This window comes from Streptomyces sp. NPDC085931 (genome assembly GCF_044540565.1).
Lineage (GTDB): Bacteria > Actinomycetota > Actinomycetes > Streptomycetales > Streptomycetaceae > Streptomyces.
This window is the reverse complement of sequence record NZ_JBITSK010000011.1, coordinates 248,750-269,481: the sequence shown is the minus strand read 5'-3', so window position 1 is coordinate 269,481 and position 20,732 is coordinate 248,750. Positions and strand designations below refer to the sequence as shown.

Here is a 20,732-nt window from a genome sequence, read left to right as displayed (position 1 = left end):
CGAGGACATGATCTGAGTACGTGAGCGGGGGTCCCGCTGAGTACGTGACGCACGTCCCAGGGTGCGATACGCCAGGGGCGCCCCCGCAGGGCTGCCTCACAATGGATGCCATGCCGATATCCGGGACACCCAGCCGCGCCGAACTCGTCGAGCACCTCGTCGCCACGCGCATCGCGGGCGACGTCGCCACCCCGCGCGAGAACAACCTCTCCCACTACCGCAAGCTGGCCAACGGCGACCGGCACTACTGGCTCGGCCTGGAACTCGGCGACCGCTGGACCGACGAGCAGGACGTCCTCGCGGTGATGGCGGAACGCGTCGGCGTGAACGACGACCCCGGGCACCGGTACGGCCAGGACACGATCGACCCCGAGCTGACCGTGGCCGGGCTGGAGCGGCTGGCCGGGCGGCTGCGCAAGGCGGCGGACGGGCAGCAGCGGGTCCTCTTCGCCACCGGCCACCCCGGCGGCCTGCTCGACGTGCACCGCGCGACCGCGGCGGCCCTGCGCGCGGCCGGCTGCGAGATCGTCGTCATCCCGGACGGCCTGACGACGGAGGAGGGCTACGTCATGCAGTTCGCGGACGTGGCCGTCCTGGAGCACGGCGCCACCCTCTGGCACACCCACTCGGGCGAACCGATGAAGGCGATCCTGACGGCCCTGGAGCGCGAGGGCCGCCCGCTGCCCGACCTGGTCGTCGCCGACCACGGCTGGGCCGGCTACGCCGGACAGCACGGCGTGGACGCGGTGGGCTACGCCGACTGCAACGACCCGGCCCTGTTCCTCGCGGAGGCGGAGGGCACCGTCCAGGTCACGGTCCCCCTGGACGACCACGTGGTCAGCCCCCGCCACTACGACCCGATGACGGCGTACCTGCTGGCGGAAGCGGGGCTGGACTAGGGCGGGGCTTCGGCCGGGCCGGGACCGGGCTGGGGCCGGGCCGGGGCCGGGCCGGGGCGGAGGAAGTGGGGCTCGGGCCGGAGGAAGTGGGGCACGGGCCGGAGGAAGTGGGGCCCGGGCCGGCCGGTGAGCGCGAAGGCGGGGCGAGGGCGGCGGCGTACCCGCCGCGCGTAGCGGGGCCCGCGCAGGCCGCTGTCCGGTCGGCGCGAAAGCGGGGGCGGATGCGGGGCTCGGTCGGGGCCGGGCCCGGTGAGTGCGGAGGCCGGGCGGCGGGCCCGGGCCGTCAGCCTCCGTCGCGCGGGACGCGGACCACGCCCTCCTGGATCACCGTGACGGCCAGCTGTCCGTCCTGCGTGTAGATGCGGGCCTGCCCCAGCCCTCGGCCGCCGTGCGCGGACGGGGACTCCTGGTCGTACAGCAGCCACTCGTCGGCGCGGAACGGCCGGTGGAACCACATCGCGTGGTCCAGCGACGCCCCGACGACGTCCCCGACGGCCCAGCCGCCGCGCCCGTGCGCGAGCAGCACGGAGTCGAGCAGGGTCATGTCGGAGACGTAGGTGGCGAGGACGACGTGCAGCAGCGGGTCGTCGACCTCGCTGTCGAGCTTGCCGTTGGTGCGGAACCACACCTGCGAGTGCGGCTCGCGCGGCTCGCCGTACTGCCCGTAGGGCGGCTCGTCGACGTACCGCAGGTCGACGGCGGCCCGGGCCTCCAGGAACCGCTCGACGACCTCGGGGTCGAGGTGCCCGTAGCCGCGCAGCCGCTCCTCACCGGTCGGCAGCGTCGCGGGGTCGGGCGAGGCGGGCATCGGCGCCTGGTGGTCCAGCCCGTCCTCGTGGACCTGGAACGACGCCGACAGATGGAAGATCGGCTTGCCGTGCTGGACGGCGACGACCCGGCGCGTGGTGAAGGAACGGCCGTCGCGGATCCGGTCCACGGTGTAGACGATGGGCGCGCCGGGATCCCCGGGGCGCAGGAAGTACGCGTGCAGCGAGTGCGCGGGCCGGTCCGCGGGGACGGTCCGCCCGGCGGCGACGAGCGCCTGGGCCGCGACCTGCCCGCCGAAGACCCGGGGGACGACGGCGGACCGGGACCGGCCGCGGAAGATGTCCTCCTCGATCTGCTCCAGGTCGAGCAGATCGAGGAGGTCCTGAAGTGCCTGGCTCATGAGGTAGTGTACCGGCCAGTGAGCGCGTGCCGGTGTCGGGGGCCTTACAGGCCCATGTCCTTGGCGATGATCGTCTTCATGATCTCGCTGGTGCCGCCGTAGATGCGGTTGACGCGGTTGTCCGCGTACAGGCGGGCGATCGGGTACTCGTTCATGTAGCCGTAGCCGCCGTGCAGTTGGAGGCAGCGGTCGATGACGCGGTGGGCGACCTCGGTGCAGAACAGCTTCGCGGAGGCGGCCTCGGCGGGGGTCAGCTCACCGGCGTCCAGCGCCTCGGTCGCGCGGTCCGCGACGGCCTCGGCCGCGTCCACCTCGGCCTGGCAGGCGGCCAGCTCGAACTTGGTGTTCTGGAAGTGGGCGACCGGCTTGCCGAAGACCGTGCGCTCCTGCACGTACTGCTTGGCGAAGCGGACCGCGGCCTTGGCCTGGGCGTAGGCGCCGAAGGCGATGCCCCAGCGCTCGGAGGCGAGGTTGTGGCCGAGGTAGTAGAAGCCCTTGTTCTCCTCGCCGAGGAGGTCCTCGACGGGCACCTTGACGTCGACGAACGCGAGCTCGGCGGTGTCGGAGGTCTTCAGGCCGAGCTTGTCGAGCTTGCGGCCGACGGAGTAGCCCTCGGACTTGGTGTCGACGGCGAACAGGGAGATGCCGTGGCGGCGGTCCTCGGCGGTCGGGGCGGACGTCCGGGCGCAGACGATGACCCGGTCGGCGTGCACACCGCCGGTGATGAAGGTCTTGGCGCCGTTGAGGACGTAGTGGGTGCCGTCCTCGCTGAGCTTGGCGGTGGACTTCATGCCCGCAAGGTCGGAACCGGTGCCCGGCTCCGTCATCGCGATGGCCCACATCTCCTCGCCGGTGACGAACTTCGGCAGGTACCGCTTCTTCTGCTCGTCCGTCGCCAGCATCTTGATGTAGGGCAGGGCGAGCAGCACGTGCACACCGGAGCCGCCGAACTGGACACCGGCGCGAGCGGTCTCCTCGTACAGCACGGCCTCGAACTTGTGCGTCTCCAGGCCGGCGCCGCCGAACTCCTCCGGCACGTTGATGCCGAAGATGCCCAGCTCACCGAGCTTGTAGTAGAAGTCACGGGGTGCCTGACCCGCCGCGAACCACTCGTCGTACACGGGTACGACCTCGGCCTCGATGAAGGCGCGGATGGTCTCCCGGAACGCCTCGTGATCCTCGTTGAACACCGTACGGCGCACGCCGCCACCTCCACGACCTCTGTCTAAGCGCTTGCTCAGCCAAAGATACCGGCGAGTATCAACGACCGTCCAGGGTGAGGACGGGGTGGCGCTCGTCACGGTGGGGTGCGGGGTTGGGGGTCGGGGGTGGGAGATGGGCGGGGTTCGGCCGTACGACGGGAGCCCAGGGCCGGGCGAGACGGGCGGGGCCCGGAGGTACGGCGGGTCGCAGGGTCGGAGGGAGATGGGCGGGCTCGGCGGTGCGGCGGGACGCAGGGCCGGGGAGGACGAGCGGGGCTCGGAGGTACGGCGGAACGCAGGGCCTGCGAGACGGGCGGGCTCAGAGGTACAGCGGAGCGCAGGCCGGGCGAGACGGGCGGCCCGGAGGTACAGCGGAGCGCAGCGCCGGGGCCGGGCGCAGCCCATGGCGGCGCAGGGGTGAAGCCCCACCGAGCCCCGGGGCGGAGCCCCGAGGCGAGGCCGGCCTCTTGGCCGACCACATCGGGCAAACCGGGGGGTGCGGGGGGGCGAAGCCCCCACCGGGGCCGGGGGCAGCCCCCGGGACGAGCCCGGCCTCCCGGCCGACCGCGTCGGGCGGGTGCGCCACTCCCGGAGGTGCAGGGGCGAAGCCCCCGCCAACGCCCGGGGCGCAGCCCCGAGGCGAGCCCGACCTCTCGGCCGACCGCGTCGGGCGGACGGGTGCGCAAACTCCCAGGGCGCAGGGCGCAGCCCTCGCCGGGATCCGGGGCACAGCCCCGGGAGAACCCGGCCTCCCGGCCAACCGCATCGGGCGGGTGCGCCACTCCCGGAGGTGCAAGGGGCGAAGCCCCCGCCAACGCCCGGGGCGCAGCCCCGAGGCGAGCCCGGCCTCCCGGCCAACCGCGCCGGGCGGGCGGGTGGGGAAATCCGGGGGCGCAGAGGGGCGAAGCCCCAACCGGGGCCGGGGGCGCAGCCCCGGGACGGGCCCGGCCTCTCGGCCAACCGCGTCGGGCGGGCGGGTGGGCGAACCCGGGGCGCAGAGACAAGCCCCCGCCAACGCCCGGGGCGCAGCCCCGAGGCGAGCCCGCCCTCCCGGCCAACCGCGCCGGGCGGGCGGGTGCGCAAACCCGGGGGCGCAGGGGCGAAGCCCCCGCCAACGCCCGGGGCGCAGCCCCGGGACGAGCCCGGCCCTCCGGCCAACCGCGTCGGGCGGGCGAAGAACCCCTCAGACCCCCGCCGCCGCAAACGCCCCCCGGGCCATCCGGTGCAGCAACTCCGCCGTGGCCCCCCGCCCAGGCAACGACCCACCCCTCCCCAGATGCGGCGTCGAGTTCAGCAACCCGAACACCGAGTGCACGGCCGACCGCGCGGCCGGCTCCCCCAACCCCGGGTACACCCTCCGCACCACCCCCACCCACAGCTCCACGTACTGCCGCTGCAGCTGCCGCACCATCTTCCGGTCGCTGTCCCGGAGGCGATCCAGCTCCCGGTCGTGCAGGGTGATCAGAGGCCGGTCGTCGAGCGCGAAGTCGATATGCCCCTCGATCAGCGAGTCGAGGACCGCCTCAGCCCCCGCCCCACCCCCGTCCGCCTCGGCCACCCTCCGCTTCGCCCCGGTCAGCAACTGCCCACTGATCCCCACCAGCAGCTCCGCGAGCATCGCGTCCTTGCCCGCGAAGTGCCGGTACAGCCCGGGCCCGCTGATCCCCACCGCGGCGCCTATCTCGTCGACTCCGACCCCGTGGAAGCCCCGCTCGGCGAACAGCCGCGCGGCCTCCTTGAGGATCTGCTCACGGCGGGTGGGGGCGTCGGTTCTGGTGGCCATGAAATCAATTCTAGACAGCGAGGTTAGCGGTCGTTAACCTGAAGGAAATGCGTTAACGCTCATTAACAAGTGAGGGGACCCGCAGGATGCACGAGGCACCGGAGCTCACGAGCGCGGCAGACCCCGCGTCGGAGGCCTTTCGGGCCAACGAGGAGGCGCACCGCACCCTCGTGGACGAGCTGCGCGCCAAGCTGGCCGCGGCCGCTCAGGGCGGCGGCGAGAAGGCCCGCGCCCGCCACACCGCGCGCGGCAAGCTGCTCCCCCGCGACCGCGTCGACACCCTCCTCGACCCCGGCTCACCCTTCCTGGAGCTGGCCCCGCTCGCGGCCGACGGGATGTACGACGGCCAGGCCCCGGCCGCGGGCGTCATCGCCGGCATCGGCCGGGTCAGCGGCCGCGAGACGGTGGTCATCGCCAACGACGCCACGGTCAAGGGCGGCACGTACTACCCGATGACGGTCAAGAAGCACCTCCGCGCCCAGGAGGTCGCCCTCGACAACCGCCTGCCCTGCGTCTACCTGGTGGACTCCGGCGGCGCCTTCCTGCCCATGCAGGACGAGGTCTTCCCGGACCGCGACCACTTCGGCCGGATCTTCTACAACCAGGCCCGCATGTCCGGCGCCGGCATCCCCCAGATCGCCGCGGTCCTCGGCTCGTGCACGGCCGGCGGCGCGTACGTCCCGGCGATGAGCGACGAGGCGGTGATCGTCCGCAACCAGGGCACGATCTTCCTCGGCGGCCCGCCCCTGGTGAAGGCGGCCACCGGCGAGGTCGTCACGGCGGAGGAGCTCGGCGGCGGCGAGGTCCACTCCCGCGTCTCGGGCGTCACGGACCACCTCGCGGAGAACGACGCCCACGCCCTGCGCATCGTCCGCACGATCGTCTCCACCCTCCCCGCACGCGGCACACCCCCCTGGGAGGTCACGGAGGCGACGGAGCCCAAGGTCGACCCGCACGGCCTTTACGGCGTGGTCCCGGTCGACTCGCGCACGCCGTACGACGTGCGCGAGATCATCGCCCGGGTGGTCGACGGCTCCCGTTTCGCCGAGTTCAAGTCCGAGTTCGGCCAGACCCTGGTCACCGGCTTCGCCCGGATCCACGGCCACCCGGTGGGCATCGTCGCCAACAACGGCATCCTGTTCGCCGAGTCCGCCCAGAAGGGCGCCCACTTCATCGAGCTGTGCGACCAGCGCGGCATCCCGCTGGTGTTCCTGCAGAACATCTCGGGCTTCATGGTCGGCAAGGACTACGAGGCGGGCGGCATCGCCAAGCACGGCGCCAAGATGGTCACGGCCGTGGCGTGCACGCGCGTACCGAAGCTCACGGTCGTGGTCGGCGGCTCCTACGGCGCGGGCAACTACTCGATGTGCGGCCGGGCCTACTCCCCCCGCTTCCTGTGGATGTGGCCGAACGCCAAGATCTCGGTCATGGGCGGCGAGCAGGCCGCCTCGGTCCTCGCCACGGTCAAGCGGGACCAGCTGGAGGCCCGCGGCGAGTCCTGGCCGGCGCAGGACGAGGAGGCCTTCAAGGCCCCGATCCGCGCCCAGTACGAGCGCCAGGGCAACGCCTACTACGCGACGGCCCGCCTCTGGGACGACGGTGTGATCGACCCGCTGGACACCCGTCAGGTCCTGGGCCTGGCCCTGACCGCCTGCGCCAACGCGCCCCTGGGTGATCCCCAGTTCGGCGTCTTCCGGATGTGAGGGGACGGACGACGATGTTCGAGACAGTGCTGGTGGCCAACCGGGGCGAGATCGCCGTACGCGTCATCCGGACGCTGCGGTCGATGGGCGTGCGCTCGGTGGCCGTCTTCTCCGAGGCGGACGCCGACGCCCGGCACGTCCGCGAGGCGGACACGGCGGTGCGGATCGGCCCGGCCCCGGCCTCCGAGAGCTACCTGTCGGCGGAGCGCCTGCTTCAGGCCGCGGCGCGCACGGGCGCGCAGGCGGTCCACCCGGGCTACGGCTTCCTCGCGGAGAACGCGGCCTTCGCGCGCGCCTGCGCCGATGCGGGCCTGGTCTTCATCGGCCCTCCGGCGGACGCGATCGCGCTCATGGGCGACAAGATCCGCGCCAAGGAGACGGTCCGCGAGGCCGGGGTGCCGGTCGTCCCGGGCGGCCGGGACCCGGAGCTGGCCGAGGCGGCCCGCGAGCTGGGCGCGCCGGTGCTGCTGAAGCCCAGCGCGGGCGGCGGCGGCAAGGGCATGCGCCTGGTGCGGGACCTGACCCGCCTGGAGGACGAGATCGCCTCCGCCCGCCGCGAGGCGCGCGCCTCCTTCGGCGACGACACGCTCCTGGTGGAGCGCTGGATCGACCGGCCCCGCCACATCGAGATCCAGGTCCTCGCCGACGGCCACGGCAACGTGGTCCACCTGGGCGAGCGCGAGTGCTCCCTGCAGCGCCGCCACCAGAAGATCATCGAGGAGGCGCCGAGCGTCCTGCTCGACGAGGCCACGCGTGCCGCGATGGGCGAGGCGGCGGTCCAGGCGGCGCGCTCCTGCGGCTACCGGGGCGCGGGCACGGTGGAGTTCATTGTCCCGGGCACCGACCCGTCGTCGTACTACTTCATGGAGATGAACACCCGCCTCCAGGTGGAGCACCCGGTCACGGAGCTGGTCACGGGCCTGGACCTGGTCGAGTGGCAGCTGCGTGTCGCGGCCGGGGAACCCCTGGCCTTCGCCCAGGAGGACGTACGCCTGACCGGGCACGCCGTGGAGGCCCGCATCTGCGCCGAGGACCCGGCCCGCGGCTTCCTCCCCTCCGGCGGCACGGTGCTCAGGCTGCGCGAGCCCCAGGGAGAGGGCGTGCGCACCGACTCGGGCCTCACCGAGGGCACGGAGGTCGGCAGCCTCTACGACCCGATGCTCTCCAAGGTCATCGCCTACGGCCCCGACCGCGCGACGGCCCTGCGCAAGCTGCGCGCGGCCCTGGCGGAGACGGTCACGCTCGGCGTGCAGACCAACGCAGGCTTCCTGCGCCGCCTGCTGGCCCACCCGGCGGTGGTCTCCGGCGACATGGACACGGGTCTGGTCGAGCGCGAGGTGGAGAGCCTGGTCCCGGCGGACGTGCCCGAGGAGGTCTACGAGGCGGCGGCGGCCGTCCGTCTGGAGGCCCTGAAGCCCGAGCCGGGCGGCTGGACGGACCCGTTCTCGGTGCCGAGCGGCTGGCGCCTGGGCGGTGCCCGCAAGCCACCCGCCTTCTCCCTGAAGGTGCAGGACCCGCTGGAGTACACCCCGCGCGGCACGGCGACGGTCACCGACGACCGGGTCGCGGTGACCCTGGACGGCGTCCGGCACACCTTCCACCGCGCGGCCGACTGGCTCGGCCGCGACGGCGACGCCTGGCACGTGCGCGACCACGACCCGGTCGCCGCGTCCCTCACCCGGTCGGCGCACGCGGGGGCCGACTCCCTCACCGCCCCCATGCCCGGCACGGTGACGGTCGTCAAGGTCGCCGTCGGCGACGAGGTGAGCGCCGGTCAGAGCCTGCTGGTGGTGGAGGCGATGAAGATGGAGCACGTCATCTCCGCGCCGCACGCCGGCAAGGTCGCCGAGCTGGACGTGGCGCCGGGCACCACGGTCGCCATGGACCAGGTCCTGGCGGTCATCGCACCGAACGAGGAGGCGGCGCCATGACAGTCCCGGGGCTCCCGATGGCCGTCCCGGCCGGGAACCTGCCCGCTCGCGTCCGCATCCACGAGGTGGGCGCGCGCGACGGCCTGCAGAACGAGAAGGCGACGGTGCCCACGGAGGTCAAGGCGGAGTTCATCCGCCGCCTGGCCGACGCCGGCCTGACGACGATCGAGGCGACGAGCTTCGTCCACCCCAAGTGGGTCCCCCAGCTGGCGGACGCGGAGCGGCTGTACCCGCTCGTCGGCGATCTGCCGGTGGCGCTGCCGGTCCTCGTCCCGAACGAACGGGGCCTGGACCGCGCCCTGGCCCTCGGCGCCCGCCGGGTCGCGGTCTTCGCCAGCGCCACGGAGTCCTTCGCCAAGGCCAACCTCAACCGCACGGTAAACGAGGCCCTGGCCATGTTCGAGCCGGTGGTGAGCCGGGCGAAGACCGAGTCGGTCCATGTCCGCGGCTACCTCTCCATGTGCTTCGGCGACCCCTGGGAGGGCCCGGTCCCGATCCCGCAGGTGGTGCGGGTCTGCCGGGCCCTGATGGACATGGGCTGCGACGAGCTGAGCCTCGGCGACACCATCGGCGTCGCCACCCCCGGCCATGTGGTCGCGCTCCTGGCGGCCCTGGACGAGGCGGGCATCCCCCCGTCCGCCCTCGGCGTCCACTTCCACGACACCTACGGCCAGGCCCTCGCCAACACCCTCGCCGCGCTCCAGCAGGGTGTGACGACGGTCGACGCCTCGGCGGGCGGCCTGGGCGGCTGCCCGTACGCGAAGTCGGCGACGGGCAACCTCGCCACCGAAGACCTCGTGTGGATGCTGCGGGGCCTCGGCATCGACACCGGCATCGACCTCGGCCGCCTCGTCGCCACGAGCACGTGGATGGCCGCCCACCTGGGCCGACCCAGCCCGTCCCGCACCGTCCGAGCTCTGTCCCACGAGGGCACCGAGGAGCAGTGATCACCATGGACTACCGTCTCTCCCCCGAACTGGAGGAACTCCGCCGCACGGTGGAGGAGTTCGCCCACGAGGTGGTGGCGCCGAAGATCGGCGACTTCTACGAGCGGCACGAGTTCCCGTACGAGATCGTCCGGGAGATGGGCCGCATGGGCCTGTTCGGCCTGCCGTTCCCCGAGGAGTACGGCGGGATGGGCGGCGACTACCTGGCCCTCGGCGTGGCCCTGGAGGAGCTGGCGCGGGTCGACTCCTCGGTGGCCATCACCCTGGAGGCAGGCGTCTCCCTCGGCGCGATGCCGATCTTCCTCTACGGCACGGAGGATCAGAAGCGGGAGTGGCTCCCCCGCCTCTGCTCGGGCGAACTCCTCGGCGCGTTCGGCCTGACGGAGCCGGACGGCGGCAGCGACGCGGGAGCGACGCGCACCACGGCCCGCCTGGACGAGTCGACGGACGAGTGGGTCATCAACGGCACGAAGTGCTTCATCACCAACTCGGGTACGGACATCACCGGCCTGGTCACGGTCACGGCGGTCACGGGCCGCAAGCCCGACGGCAAGCCGCACATCTCCTCCATCATCGTCCCGTCGGGCACCCCCGGATTCTCGGTCGCGGCCCCCTACTCCAAGGTCGGCTGGAACGCCTCGGACACCCGCGAGCTGTCCTTCACGGACGTGCGCGTCCCGGCGGCGAACCTCCTGGGCGAGGAGGGCCGCGGCTACGCCCAGTTCCTGCGCATCCTCGACGAGGGCCGCATCGCGATCGCCGCCCTGGCGACGGGCCTGGCCCAGGGCTGCGTCGACGAGTCCGTCAAGTACGCCAAGGAGCGGCACGCGTTCGGCCGGCCGATCGGGGCGAACCAGGCGATCCAGTTCAAGATCGCGGACATGGAGATGAAGGCCCACACGGCCCGCCTCGCCTGGCGCGACGCGGCGGCCCGCCTGGTCGCGGGCGAGCCCTTCAAGAAGGAAGCGGCCCTCGCCAAGCTCCACTCCTCCACGGTCGCGGTCGACAACGCCCGCGACGCCACCCAGATCCACGGCGGCTACGGCTTCATGAACGAGTACCCGGTCGCCCGCATGTGGCGCGACTCCAAGATCCTCGAAATCGGCGAGGGCACGAGCGAGGTCCAACGCATGCTGATCGCCCGCGAGTTGGGCCTGGCGGGCTGACTCCGAGCGATGCCTGCGCCGACCTCGGTACAGGCCACCCCCAAGCACAGGGAAGGGGGCCTTCCCGCACTCCGTGCGGGAAGGCCCCCTTCCTTTTGTACTTCAGCGCTCCGACTGTTCCGCCTCACCAGTAGCGGCGCCCTCAGCGACGTGCTCGAAAAGGGCATCCACATCACGAAGCCCCAGAGGACTACAGGCCGCCTGGAAGACCTTCCCGTCACTCCAGGCGATCATCCATTCTCCGCCGGAGAGATCGCGCCTTTCGCGCGGAACGAGGACACCTTCCAGCTTCGTTTCGCTCACATCAATCTGAATGTGCCACCCGGGGTTGTCCGTTGTAGCCATCCTGATGCCGAACTCATGCTCCCATTCACCGTCGCAGTTGGATGCGTACCAGGATTGGATATAACGCATACCCCGGCCCTCATCAGGGGCAACCGAGGGGCTTCTCCCAGTCTTCCGGCGCACGCGCGTCACCCCCATTCGGAAGATTGATGTGCGGCGTTTCCACAATTACGGCGCCGTCCGCATTCGCATGCGCGGGCCCTTCGAGGTCGAACCTCATCACAGTTCGAAGGGAGCCGGATTCTTGATCTGCCCCGTTCCTCCGTAGCGACCAAACGTAGCGTGCGGACCTCCGGCATCATAATTAGGTCAGATCGCGAACCCCTCGCGGCTCCGCAGCCACGCTCTAGCCGCCAGATCAGCGGCGTTGAGGCCGTCTTCGAGCCCTTCGTGCCGTCGGTGTACACCGTGATCTTGACAGGTGCTCGGCCTCAACTCCTAGACGGAGCCGCCGAGAAGCCTCGGCACCCCGTGATCCGGATCACTGCGCCCGTCGGCATGTCCGCCCCTGCCCTCGGGCACGGATATCAGGGCCCCCCTGGACAAGATCTGAGGTTAGGCTAACCTAAGCCTGATTCCAGCCAAGCGGCTCTCCGTCGCGCCCGCAGTGGCTCCGTACGTATGAAAGCAGACCCACCCATGTCGAACGCCAGAACCGCCCGCTTCTCCCGCCGCGGCCTCCTCGCCGCCGGTGGTGCACTCGGACTCGGCGCCCTCGTGACCGCGTGCGGCGGCGAGGACTCCAAGGACGGCGGCTCGGAATCGACGGCCGGTGCCCAGTCCGGCCCGTGGTCCTTCAAGGACGACCGCGGCAAGACCGTCAAGCTCGACAAGGCGCCCGCGAACATCGTGGCCTTCACCGGCGTCGCCGCCGCCCTCTACGACTACGGCGTCTCGGTCAAGGGCGTCTTCGGCCCCACCAAGACCCAGGACGGCAAGCCCGACGTCCAGGCCGGCGACATGGACATCAGCAAGGTGACCATCCTCGGCAACACCTGGGACCAGTTCAACGTCGAGAAGTACGCCGCCCTCGCGCCCGACGTGCTGATCTCCACGATGTTCGACGACGCCGGCACCCTGTGGTACGTCCCCGAGGCCTCCAAGGACAAGATCGCCAAGCTGGCCCCGAGCGTCGGCATCTCCGTCTACGACCGGCAGATCACCGCCCCGCTGCAGCGCATGTGGGAGCTGGCCGAGTCCCTCGGCGGCGACATGAAGTCCGCGAAGGCCACCGACGCCAAGAAGCGCTTCGAGGAGGCCTCCGAGCGGCTGCGCAAGGCCGCCAAGGCGCACCCCGACATCAAGGTGATGGCCGGTTCCGCGAGCCAGGAGCTGTTCTACGTCTCCGGCACCAACCTCTCCATCGACCTGGAGTACTTCAAGGCCCTCGGCGTGAACTTCGTCGAGCCCCCGGAGAAGGCCAAGGCCCAGGGCGGCGGCTGGTTCGAGAGCCTGAGCTGGGAGAACGTCGACAAGTACCAGGCCGACATCATCATGATGGACGACCGCTCCTCCGCCATCCAGCCGGCGGACATCACCGAGGCCACCTGGAAGAAGCTGCCCGCGGTCAAGGCCGGTCAGGTCATCGCGCGTTCGGCCGAGCCGATCCTGTCCTACGACAAGTGCGTGCCGCTGGTGGAGAACCTCGCCAAGGCCATCGAGACCGCGAAGAAGGTCAGCTAGCCGCTCGGCGTCGCGGGGGCGGGCCCGGGGTCCGCCCCCGCGGGCCCCGGGCGGCCGTGCGCCGCTCCCCGCGCCCCCGAGGGGGCGCCCCACACCCTGACGACGACTCAGGAGCCTCGCCATGACCACCGCCGTAGCCGCTCCGTTCCGCTTCTTCTCCCTCCAGGTCGCGCGGACGAGGCGGCTCGGGCCGTCCCTGGTCCGCGTCACCTTCACCGGGCCCGATCTGCACGCCTTCCACTCCGACGGCCGCGACCAGTCGCTGTCGCTGTTCCTGCCGCACCCGGGCCAGCCCGAGCCGGTGGTGCCGCTGGAGCTCGGGGACGGCTGGTGGCAGGGCTGGCGCGAACTGCCGGACGACGTACGGGCCGTGATGCGGTCGTACACGCTGCGCGCGCTGCGCCGCGACCCGGACGAGATCGACGTCGACTTCGCCCTGCACGGCATCGAGCCGGACGCCCACGTCCAGGCCGGCCCCGCCTCCCGCTGGGCCGCGCGGGCCGCCGCCGGGGACCGGGTGCTGCTGCTCGGCCCGGCCGTCGCCGACAACCGCGCCATCCGCTTCCGGCCGCCCGGGGACACCGACCTCGTGGTGGTCTGGGGCGACGAGACCGCCGTGCCGGCCGCCTCGGCCATCGTCGAGTCGCTGCCCGCCGGCACCCGCGCCCGGGTCTGGCTGGAGGTCCCGCACGCCGGGGACATCCAGGACCTGGTGACCGAGGCCGACGCCGAGATCACCTGGCTCGTCCGGGAGCACGAGGGCGCCGACGGGTCCCCGCTGGCCCTCGACGCCCTGCGCGCGGCCGAACTCCCGCCCGCCGAGCGCCCGTACGTCTGGATCGCCGGTGAGTCGGGGTGCGTGAAGGAGCTGCGCCGCCACTTCGTGCGCGAGCGCGGGATCGACCGGCGGCGGGTCACGTTCGTCGGCTACTGGCGGCGTGGCGTGACCGAGGAGCAGCTGCGCGCCGAGGGCTAGGCCGTGTCCGCGGCCGTCGGGCCCTGCCGGCCGAAGCATCCCGAGTGACGTGAGTGACCACGGTCACGGCAGGGTCCGGTTTCCCGTGATCGAAGTTAGGTTAGGCTTACCTAAGTTGAATGCGGAGCAGCCCGCTCCTGTCCCGCACCGGACTGTCCCCACCGGAGGACCCCCACATGCGCTCGCACCTGCTCAACGACACCACCGCGGAGCAGTACCGCCGCTCCGTGACCGAAGGAGTCGAGCGGGTGGCCGCCAAAATCGCCGCCACCGACCGGCCGTTCACCGGCATCAGCGTCGACGCCCTCGCTCCCCGCATCGACGAGATCGACCTCGACCAGCCGCTGCACGACACCACCGCGGTGCTCGACGAACTGGAGGAGGTCTACCTCCGGGACGCGATCTACTTCCACCACCCGCGCTACCTGGCCCACCTCAACTGCCCGGTCGTCATACCGGCCGTGCTGGGCGAGGCCGTGCTGTCCGCCGTGAACTCCTCGCTGGACACCTGGGACCAGTCGGCCGGCGGCACGCTCATCGAGCGGAAACTGATCGACTGGACGACGGCCCGCATCGGTCTCGGCGAGAACGCCGACGGCGTGTTCACCTCCGGCGGCACCCAGTCCAACCTCCAGGCGCTGCTGCTCGCCCGTGAGGAGGCCAAGACCGAGGACCTGGCGAAACTGCGCATCTTCGCCTCCGAGGTCAGCCACTTCAGCGTGAAGAAGTCCGCCAAGCTCCTCGGGCTCGGCCAGGACGCCGTGGTGTCGATCCCCGTCGACCACGACAAGCGCATGCAGACCGTCGCCCTGGCCCGGGAGCTGGAGCGCTGCGCGCAGGACGGCCTCGTGCCCATGGCCGTGGTCGCCACCGCCGGCACCACCGACTTCGGCTCCATCGACCCGCTGCCCGAGATCGCCGAACTCGCCGCGCAGTACGGCACCTGGATGCACGTCGACGCCGCCTACGGCTGCGGCCTGCTCGCCTCGCTCAAGCACCGCGACCGCATCGACGGCATCGAGCGCGCCGACTCGGTCACCGTCGACTACCACAAGTCCTTCTTCCAGCCGGTCAGTTCGTCGGCCGTGCTGGTCCGCGACGCCGCGACGCTGCGCCACGCCACGTACCACGCCGAGTACCTGAACCCGCGCCGCATGGTGCAGGAACGTATCCCCAACCAGGTGGACAAGTCCCTGCAGACCACCCGCCGCTTCGACGCCCTCAAGCTGTGGATGACGCTGCGCACCATGGGCGCCGACGGCATCGGGCAGCTCTTCGACGAGGTGTGCGAACTGGCCCGGGAGGGCTGGAAGCTGCTCGCCGCCGACCCGCGCTTCGACGTCGTCGTCGAGCCGAGCCTGTCCACCCTGGTCTTCCGCTACATCCCGGCCGCCGTCACCGACCCGGCCGAGATCGACCGCGCCAACCTCTACGCCCGCAAGGCCCTGTTCGCCTCCGGTGACGCCATCGTCGCGGGCACCAAGGTCGGCGGCCGCCACTACCTGAAGTTCACCCTGCTCAACCCCGAGACGCAGGCGTCCGACATCGCCGCCGTCCTCGACCTGATCGCCGGCCACGCCGAGCAGTACCTGGGAGAATCCCTTGACCGCGCGTCCTGACAACCCGACCACCACCCACGACTTCGTGGGCATCGGGCTCGGCCCCTTCAACCTCGGCCTGGCCTGCCTGACCGAACCCATCGCCGAACTCGACGGCGTCTTCCTGGAGTCGAAGCCCGACTTCGAGTGGCACGCGGGGATGTTCCTCGACGGCGCCCACCTGCAGACGCCGTTCATGTCGGACCTGGTCACCCTCGCCGACCCGACGTCGCCGTACTCCTTCCTGAACTACCTGAAGGAGAAGGGCCGGCTGTACTCGTTCTACATCCGCGAGAACTTCTACCCGCTGCGCGTCGAGTACGACGACTACTGCCGCTGGGCCGCCGGCAAACTGAGCAGCATCCGCTTCGGCACGACGGTGACGGAGGTGACCTTCGAGGACGACGTCTACGTGGTGCGGACCACGGCCGGGGACACCTACCGCGCCCGCCACCTGGTCCTCGGCACCGGCACCCCGCCCCACATCCCCGAGGCCTGCCGGGGCCTGGGCGGCGACTTCATCCACAACTCCCGCTACCTCCAGCACAGGGCGGAGCTGCAGAAGAAGGACTCCATCACCCTGGTCGGCTCGGGCCAGTCGGCCGCCGAGATCTACTACGACCTGCTCGGCGAGATCGACGTCCACGGCTACCGGCTGAACTGGGTGACCCGCTCCCCGCGCTTCTTCCCGCTGGAGTACACCAAGCTCACGCTGGAGATGACGTCCCCCGAGTACGTCGACTACTTCCGCGAGCTGCCCGAGGCGACCCGCTACCGCCTCACGGCCGAGCAGAAGGGCCTGTTCAAGGGCATCGACGGCGACCTGATCAACGAGATCTTCGACCTGCTCTACCAGAAGAACCTCGGCGGCCCGGTCCCGACGCGGCTGCTCACCAACTCCGCGCTCACGGCGGCACGGTACGACAACGGCACGTACACGCTGTCCTTCCGGCAGGAGGAGCAGCAGAAGGACTTCGAGCTGACCTCCGAGGGCCTGATCCTGGCCACGGGCTACAAGTACGCCGAGCCGGAGTTCCTCGAGCCGGTCCGCGACCGCCTGCGCTACGACTCCCACGGCAACTTCGACGTGGCGCGCAACTACGCCATCGACGTCACCGGCCGGGGCATCTTCCTGCAGAACGCCGGTGTCCACACGCACAGCATCACCAGCCCCGACCTGGGCATGGGCCCCTACCGGAACGCGTACATCATCCGCGAGCTGCTCGGCACCGAGTACTACCCGGTGGAGAAGACGATCGCGTTCCAGGAGTTCTCGGTATGACGTTCACGTTCCGCCCCCTCGACCCGCTGAAGGACGCCGAGCTGCTGCACGCGTGGGTCACCCACCCCAAGGCCGCGTTCTGGATGATGCAGGACGCGCGACTGGAGGACGTCGAGCGCGCCTACATGGAGATCGCGGCCGACGAGCACCACCACGCCGAACTCGGCCTGCAGGACGGTGTCCCCGCCTTCCTGATGGAGAAGTACGACCCGGCCCACCGCGAGCTGGTCGGCCTGTACGAGCCGCTGCCGGGCGACATCGGCATGCACTTCCTCACCCCGCCGACCGACACGCCCGTGCGCGGCTTCACCCGGTCCGTCATCACCGCCGTGATGGAGCACCTCTTCGAGGACCCGGCGGTGGAGCGTGTCGTCGTGGAGCCCGACGTGGACAACAAGGCCGTCCACGCGCTGAACGAGGCCGTCGGGTTCGTACCCGAGCGCGAGATCCAGAAGCCGGAGAAGCGCGCACTGCTCAGTTTCTGCACGCGCGCACAGTTCCTGGCCGCCCGAGGAGTAGCCGTATGACCCTGTCCGACGCCGTAGCGCATCTGTCCCCCCACCGCTGGGCGCGGGCCAACCGCCTCCTGATCCGCAAGGCGCTCGCCGAGTTCGCGCACGAGCGCCTCATCACGCCGGAGGCCACCGCCGACGGCACCTACGTCGTCCGCAGCGACGACGGCCTGACCCGGTACACCTTCACGGCGACAGTCCGCGCCCTGGACCACTGGCAGGTCGACGCCGAGTCGATCACCCGCCACCGGGACGGCGCCGAACTCCCGCTCGCCGCGCTGGACTTCTTCATCGAGCTGCAGCAGTCCCTGGGCCTGAGCGACAGCATCCTGCCGGTCTACCTGGAGGAGATCTCCTCCACCCTCTCCGGCACCTGCTACAAGCTCACCAAGCCGAGGACGACGGCGGCCGAGCTGGCCCGCGCCGACTTCCAGACCATCGAGACGTCGATGACCGAGGGCCACCCCTGCTTCGTGGCCAACAACGGGCGGCTCGGCTTCGGCATCCACGAGTACCTGGCGTACGCCCCGGAGACGGCGAGCCCGGTCCGGCTCGTCTGGCTGGCGGCCCACCGCTCGCGGGCGGCGTTCACGGCCGGCGTCGGCATCGAGTACGAGTCCTTCGTACGGCAGGAGCTGGGCGCGCAGACCGTCGAGCGCTTCCACGCCGTCCTGCGCGAGCAGGACCTCGACCCGGCCGACTACCTGCTCATCCCCGTCCACCCCTGGCAGTGGTGGAACAAGCTCTCCGTCACCTTCGCCGCCGAGGTCGCCCGCAGGCACCTGGTGTGCCTGGGCGAGGGCGACGACGAGTACCTGGCCCAGCAGTCCATCCGGACCTTCTTCAACCGGACGAGCCCCGAGAAGCACTACGTGAAGACGGCCCTGTCCGTCATCAACATGGGCTTCATGCGCGGTCTGTCGGCGGCCTACATGGAGGCCACGCCGGCGATCAACGACTGGCTGGCCCAGCTCATCGAGGGCGACCCGGTGCTGAAGGCCTCGGGCCTGTCGATCATCCGCGAGCGCGCGGCCGTCGGCTACCGGCACCTGGAGTACGAGCAGGCGACGGACCGGTACTCGCCGTACCGCAAGATGCTGGCCGCGCTGTGGCGGGAGAGCCCGGTGCCGTCCCTCCAGGAGGGCGAGCAGCTGGCCACCATGGCCTCGCTGGTCCACGTCGACGACGAGGGCGCCTCCGTCGCGGGCGCGCTGATCGAGCGGTCGGGCCTGGCCCCCACCGAGTGGCTGCGCCGCTACCTCCAGGCGTACTTCACCCCGCTGCTGCACAGCTTCTACGCCTACGACCTGGTCTTCATGCCGCACGGCGAGAACGTCATCCTCGTGCTGAAGGACGGGGTGGTGCAGCGGGCGATCTACAAGGACATCGCCGAGGAGATCGCGGTCATGGACCCGGACGCGGTGCTGCCGCCGACGGTCGAGCGGCTGCGCGTGGAGGTCCCGGAGGACAAGAAACTCCTGTCGATCTTCACGGACGTCTTCGACTGCTTCTTCCGCTTCCTCGCGGCGAACCTCGCCACCGAGGGGATCCTGCCGGAGGACGACTTCTGGCGCACGGTCGCGGAGGTCACCCGCGCCTACCAGGAGTCGGCGCCCGAACTGGCCGACAAGTTCGAGCAGTACGACATGTTCGCCCCCGAGTTCGCCCTGTCCTGCCTGAACCGCCTGCAACTGCGCAACAACCAGCAGATGGTGGACCTCGCCGACCCGTCGGGCGCCCTCCAGCTGGTGGGCAACCTGAAGAACCCGATCGCTAAGTTCTGACCCGGAAGCAGACGGGCCCCCGGTGTACGGTCCACCGGGGGCCCGTCCTTTTCAGGGGCCGGGACATCTCCCTCCAGGGGCGCGGGGAACTGCGCGCTCAGCCCCCACCGGCCCGCGGACGCCTCACTGCGCACCCCACGGCACCTGCGGCGACCGATACCACTGGATCCCCAGGGCGTCCCACCGCTCGGCCTGCGCAGCCAGCCGCACCTTGTACCGCTCCCAGTCGTGCGTGGCGGCCGGCGACCACCCCAGCTCGGCCACCCCGGGCAGCCGCGGGAACGCCATGTACTCGAGCTGCGCGAAGTTCTCCAGGGTCTCCGACCACAGCGGCGCCTCCACTCCCCGCACGGCACCGGCCGGCACCCCGGGCAGATACGCCCCCGGGTCCCAGTCGTAGGACCGCTGCACCTCGACGTAGCCCGCCCAGGACAGGCCCAGCGGGGTGTCCTTGGTGTACTTCATGTCGAGGTAGACCCGGTCCGCCGGGGACAGGATCAGCCCGGTCCCGTGCTGCGCGGCCTGCACGACCCGCGCCTTCTCCTCGGGGCTCGTCCGGTCCAGGCCCCAGTACTGCGCGAGCGCGCCCTTCGCCGGGGTGGCCCCCGTCAACTGGTGCCAGCCGACGACCGTCTTGCCGTACTTCGCGACGACCGGCTGCACCCGGTCCATGAACGTCACGTAGTCCTCGTGGCTGGTGGAGTGCGCCTCGTCACCGCCGATGTGCAGGTACCGGCCCGGGGTGAGCGCGGCCAGCTCCCGGATCACGTCGTCGACGAAGTCGTAGGTGATCTCCTTGCCGACGCACAGCGAACTGAAGCCGACCTCGGTGCCGGTGTACAGCGGCGGGGCCACCCCGTCGCAGTTCAGCTCGGCGTAGGAGGCGAGGGCCGCGTTGGTGTGGCCGGGCATGTCGATCTCGGGGACGACCTCCAGGTAGCGGGAGGCGGCGTAGCGCACGATCTCCTTGTACTGCGCCTTGGTGTAGTAGCCGCCCGGGCCGCCGCCGACCTCGGTGGAGCCGCCGTAGGTCGCCAGGCGCGGCCAGGAGTCGACGGCGATGCGCCAGCCCTGGTCGTCGCTGAGGTGCAGATGCAGCTTGTTGATCTTGTACAGGGCGAGCTGGTCGATGTACCGCTTGACCTGGTCGACGGTGAAGAAGTGCCGGGAGACGTCGAGCATGGCACCGCGCCAGCCGTAGCGCGGGGTGTCCTCGATCGTGCCGCCGGCGACCAGCCAGGGCCCGGGCTGCACGGTGTCCTTCTCGACGGCCGCGGGGAGCAGCTGGCGCAGGGTCTGCACACCGTGGAAGAGGCCCGCGGGAGTCCTGGCGCTGATCGTCAGGGACCGGGCGTGGCTGTCGAGGCGGTAGCCCTCGGGGCCGAAGTCGCCGTGCGCGAGCCGGAGCTGGATGCCGCCGCGCCCGTGCGTGGTGACCGGCAGGCGGTAGCCGGTCGAGGGCCGCAGCAGGTCCGCGAGGTACTCGGCGACGCCGTGCGCCTGTCGCGAGCCGTCGACGCGGATGTGCGTGGAGCGGGTGATCCGGTACGGATCGCCGCCGGGCTCGGCCGAGGCCGGTGCGGGGACGACCCGGTCGAGCGGGGTGGGGTCCGCCGCCCGGGCCGGGGCGGCCTGGGTGACGCCGACGCCCACCGTGACGAGCAGCAGGGAGCCGAGAAGGCGAAGTGTTCTGTGGCGCTGTCTGACAAGACCGTCTCTCACAAAACCGTCCCTTCCGTGAGCCGTTGAGCTC

At 71.3% G+C, this 20,732-nt stretch carries 16 protein-coding genes; 11 read left to right on the top strand and 5 right to left on the bottom strand.

All coding sequences use genetic code 11. From position 1 onward, the window contains the following. The first annotated feature begins 110 nt into the window (after window positions 1-110). Window positions 111-899 carry a phosphatase gene (locus ACIGAN_RS24285; protein ID WP_365086048.1) on the top strand — a complete coding sequence of 263 codons (789 nt, stop codon included), beginning with the start codon at window positions 111-113 and terminating at the stop codon, window positions 897-899. Window positions 900-1,182: 283 nt separating this feature from the next. Here the strand turns inward: ACIGAN_RS24285 and ACIGAN_RS24280 are convergent, their stop codons facing one another. The 3 genes from ACIGAN_RS24280 to ACIGAN_RS24270 all read right to left on the bottom strand — a co-directional run bounded on the left by ACIGAN_RS24280 (window position 1,183) and on the right by ACIGAN_RS24270 (window position 5,052). Then, window positions 1,183-2,067, bottom strand: a complete 885-nt coding sequence (locus ACIGAN_RS24280) for an acyl-CoA thioesterase (protein WP_399860422.1) — start codon at window positions 2,065-2,067, stop codon at window positions 1,183-1,185. A 44-nt stretch (window positions 2,068-2,111) separates the two neighbouring features. After that, window positions 2,112-3,269 carry an acyl-CoA dehydrogenase family protein gene (locus ACIGAN_RS24275; RefSeq protein ID WP_365086054.1) on the bottom strand — a complete coding sequence of 386 codons (1,158 nt, stop codon included), beginning with the start codon at window positions 3,267-3,269 and terminating at the stop codon, window positions 2,112-2,114. Window positions 3,270-4,452: 1,183 nt separating this feature from the next. Beyond that, window positions 4,453-5,052 (bottom strand): SACE_7040 family transcriptional regulator, encoded by a 600-nt coding sequence (locus ACIGAN_RS24270; RefSeq protein ID WP_365086057.1) that lies wholly within the window; start codon window positions 5,050-5,052, stop codon window positions 4,453-4,455. Between the two features lie 86 nt (window positions 5,053-5,138). Here ACIGAN_RS24270 and ACIGAN_RS24265 point away from each other — a divergent pair, with 86 nt between their 5' ends. Genes ACIGAN_RS24265 through ACIGAN_RS24250 form a run of 4 tightly spaced genes read left to right on the top strand, consistent with a single transcriptional unit; the run spans window position 5,139 to window position 10,799 of the window. Next, complete coding sequence (locus ACIGAN_RS24265) at window positions 5,139-6,755, top strand: carboxyl transferase domain-containing protein (RefSeq protein ID WP_365086060.1); 1,617 nt, start codon at window positions 5,139-5,141, stop codon at window positions 6,753-6,755. A gap of 14 nt (window positions 6,756-6,769) precedes the next feature. Continuing rightward, on the top strand, window positions 6,770-8,686 hold the full coding sequence (locus ACIGAN_RS24260) for an acetyl/propionyl/methylcrotonyl-CoA carboxylase subunit alpha (RefSeq protein WP_399860418.1): 1,917 nt from the start codon (window positions 6,770-6,772) through the stop codon (window positions 8,684-8,686). Then, complete coding sequence (locus ACIGAN_RS24255) at window positions 8,683-9,633, top strand: hydroxymethylglutaryl-CoA lyase (RefSeq protein WP_399860417.1); 951 nt, start codon at window positions 8,683-8,685, stop codon at window positions 9,631-9,633. The genes ACIGAN_RS24260 and ACIGAN_RS24255 overlap by 4 nt, the downstream gene beginning before the upstream one ends. 5 nt (window positions 9,634-9,638) lie before the next feature. Continuing rightward, window positions 9,639-10,799, top strand: coding sequence for an acyl-CoA dehydrogenase family protein (locus ACIGAN_RS24250; RefSeq protein WP_365086069.1), 1,161 nt, complete (start codon window positions 9,639-9,641; stop codon window positions 10,797-10,799). 102 nt (window positions 10,800-10,901) lie between these two features. Here the strand turns inward: ACIGAN_RS24250 and ACIGAN_RS24245 are convergent, their stop codons facing one another. Beyond that, entirely contained in the window at window positions 10,902-11,213 is a 312-nt protein-coding gene (locus ACIGAN_RS24245) for an Imm53 family immunity protein (RefSeq protein ID WP_399860414.1), read from the bottom strand. A gap of 570 nt (window positions 11,214-11,783) precedes the next feature. On the opposite strand from ACIGAN_RS24245, the gene ACIGAN_RS24240 reads away from it, so the two are divergent. The 6 genes from ACIGAN_RS24240 to ACIGAN_RS24215 all read left to right on the top strand — a co-directional run bounded on the left by ACIGAN_RS24240 (window position 11,784) and on the right by ACIGAN_RS24215 (window position 18,979). Next, window positions 11,784-12,827, top strand: coding sequence for an ABC transporter substrate-binding protein (locus tag ACIGAN_RS24240; protein ID WP_365740499.1), 1,044 nt, complete (start codon window positions 11,784-11,786; stop codon window positions 12,825-12,827). Window positions 12,828-12,948: 121 nt separating this feature from the next. Continuing rightward, window positions 12,949-13,803 carry a siderophore-interacting protein gene (locus tag ACIGAN_RS24235; RefSeq protein WP_399860412.1) on the top strand — a complete coding sequence of 285 codons (855 nt, stop codon included), beginning with the start codon at window positions 12,949-12,951 and terminating at the stop codon, window positions 13,801-13,803. A 176-nt stretch (window positions 13,804-13,979) separates the two neighbouring features. After that, the gene (desA, locus tag ACIGAN_RS24230) at window positions 13,980-15,422 is read left to right on the top strand and encodes a lysine decarboxylase DesA (RefSeq protein ID WP_365086078.1); all 1,443 of its coding nucleotides are present in this window, start codon (window positions 13,980-13,982) and stop codon (window positions 15,420-15,422) included. Then, window positions 15,406-16,683: a lysine N(6)-hydroxylase/L-ornithine N(5)-oxygenase family protein gene (locus tag ACIGAN_RS24225; RefSeq protein ID WP_399860409.1), complete on the top strand. Its 1,278-nt coding sequence runs from the start codon at window positions 15,406-15,408 to the stop codon at window positions 16,681-16,683. The genes desA and ACIGAN_RS24225 overlap by 17 nt, the downstream gene beginning before the upstream one ends. Continuing rightward, complete coding sequence (locus tag ACIGAN_RS24220; RefSeq protein WP_399860406.1) at window positions 16,680-17,210, top strand: GNAT family N-acetyltransferase; 531 nt, start codon at window positions 16,680-16,682, stop codon at window positions 17,208-17,210. Before ACIGAN_RS24225 ends, ACIGAN_RS24220 begins: the two co-directional genes overlap by 4 nt. After that, window positions 17,207-18,979: an IucA/IucC family protein gene (locus ACIGAN_RS24215; protein WP_399860403.1), complete on the top strand. Its 1,773-nt coding sequence runs from the start codon at window positions 17,207-17,209 to the stop codon at window positions 18,977-18,979. Before ACIGAN_RS24220 ends, ACIGAN_RS24215 begins: the two co-directional genes overlap by 4 nt. 123 nt (window positions 18,980-19,102) lie before the next feature. Here ACIGAN_RS24215 and ACIGAN_RS24210 read toward each other — a convergent pair whose 3' ends face one another. Then, complete coding sequence (locus ACIGAN_RS24210) at window positions 19,103-20,701, bottom strand: beta-N-acetylhexosaminidase (protein ID WP_399860401.1); 1,599 nt, start codon at window positions 20,699-20,701, stop codon at window positions 19,103-19,105. Between the last annotated feature and the right edge of the window lie 31 nt (window positions 20,702-20,732).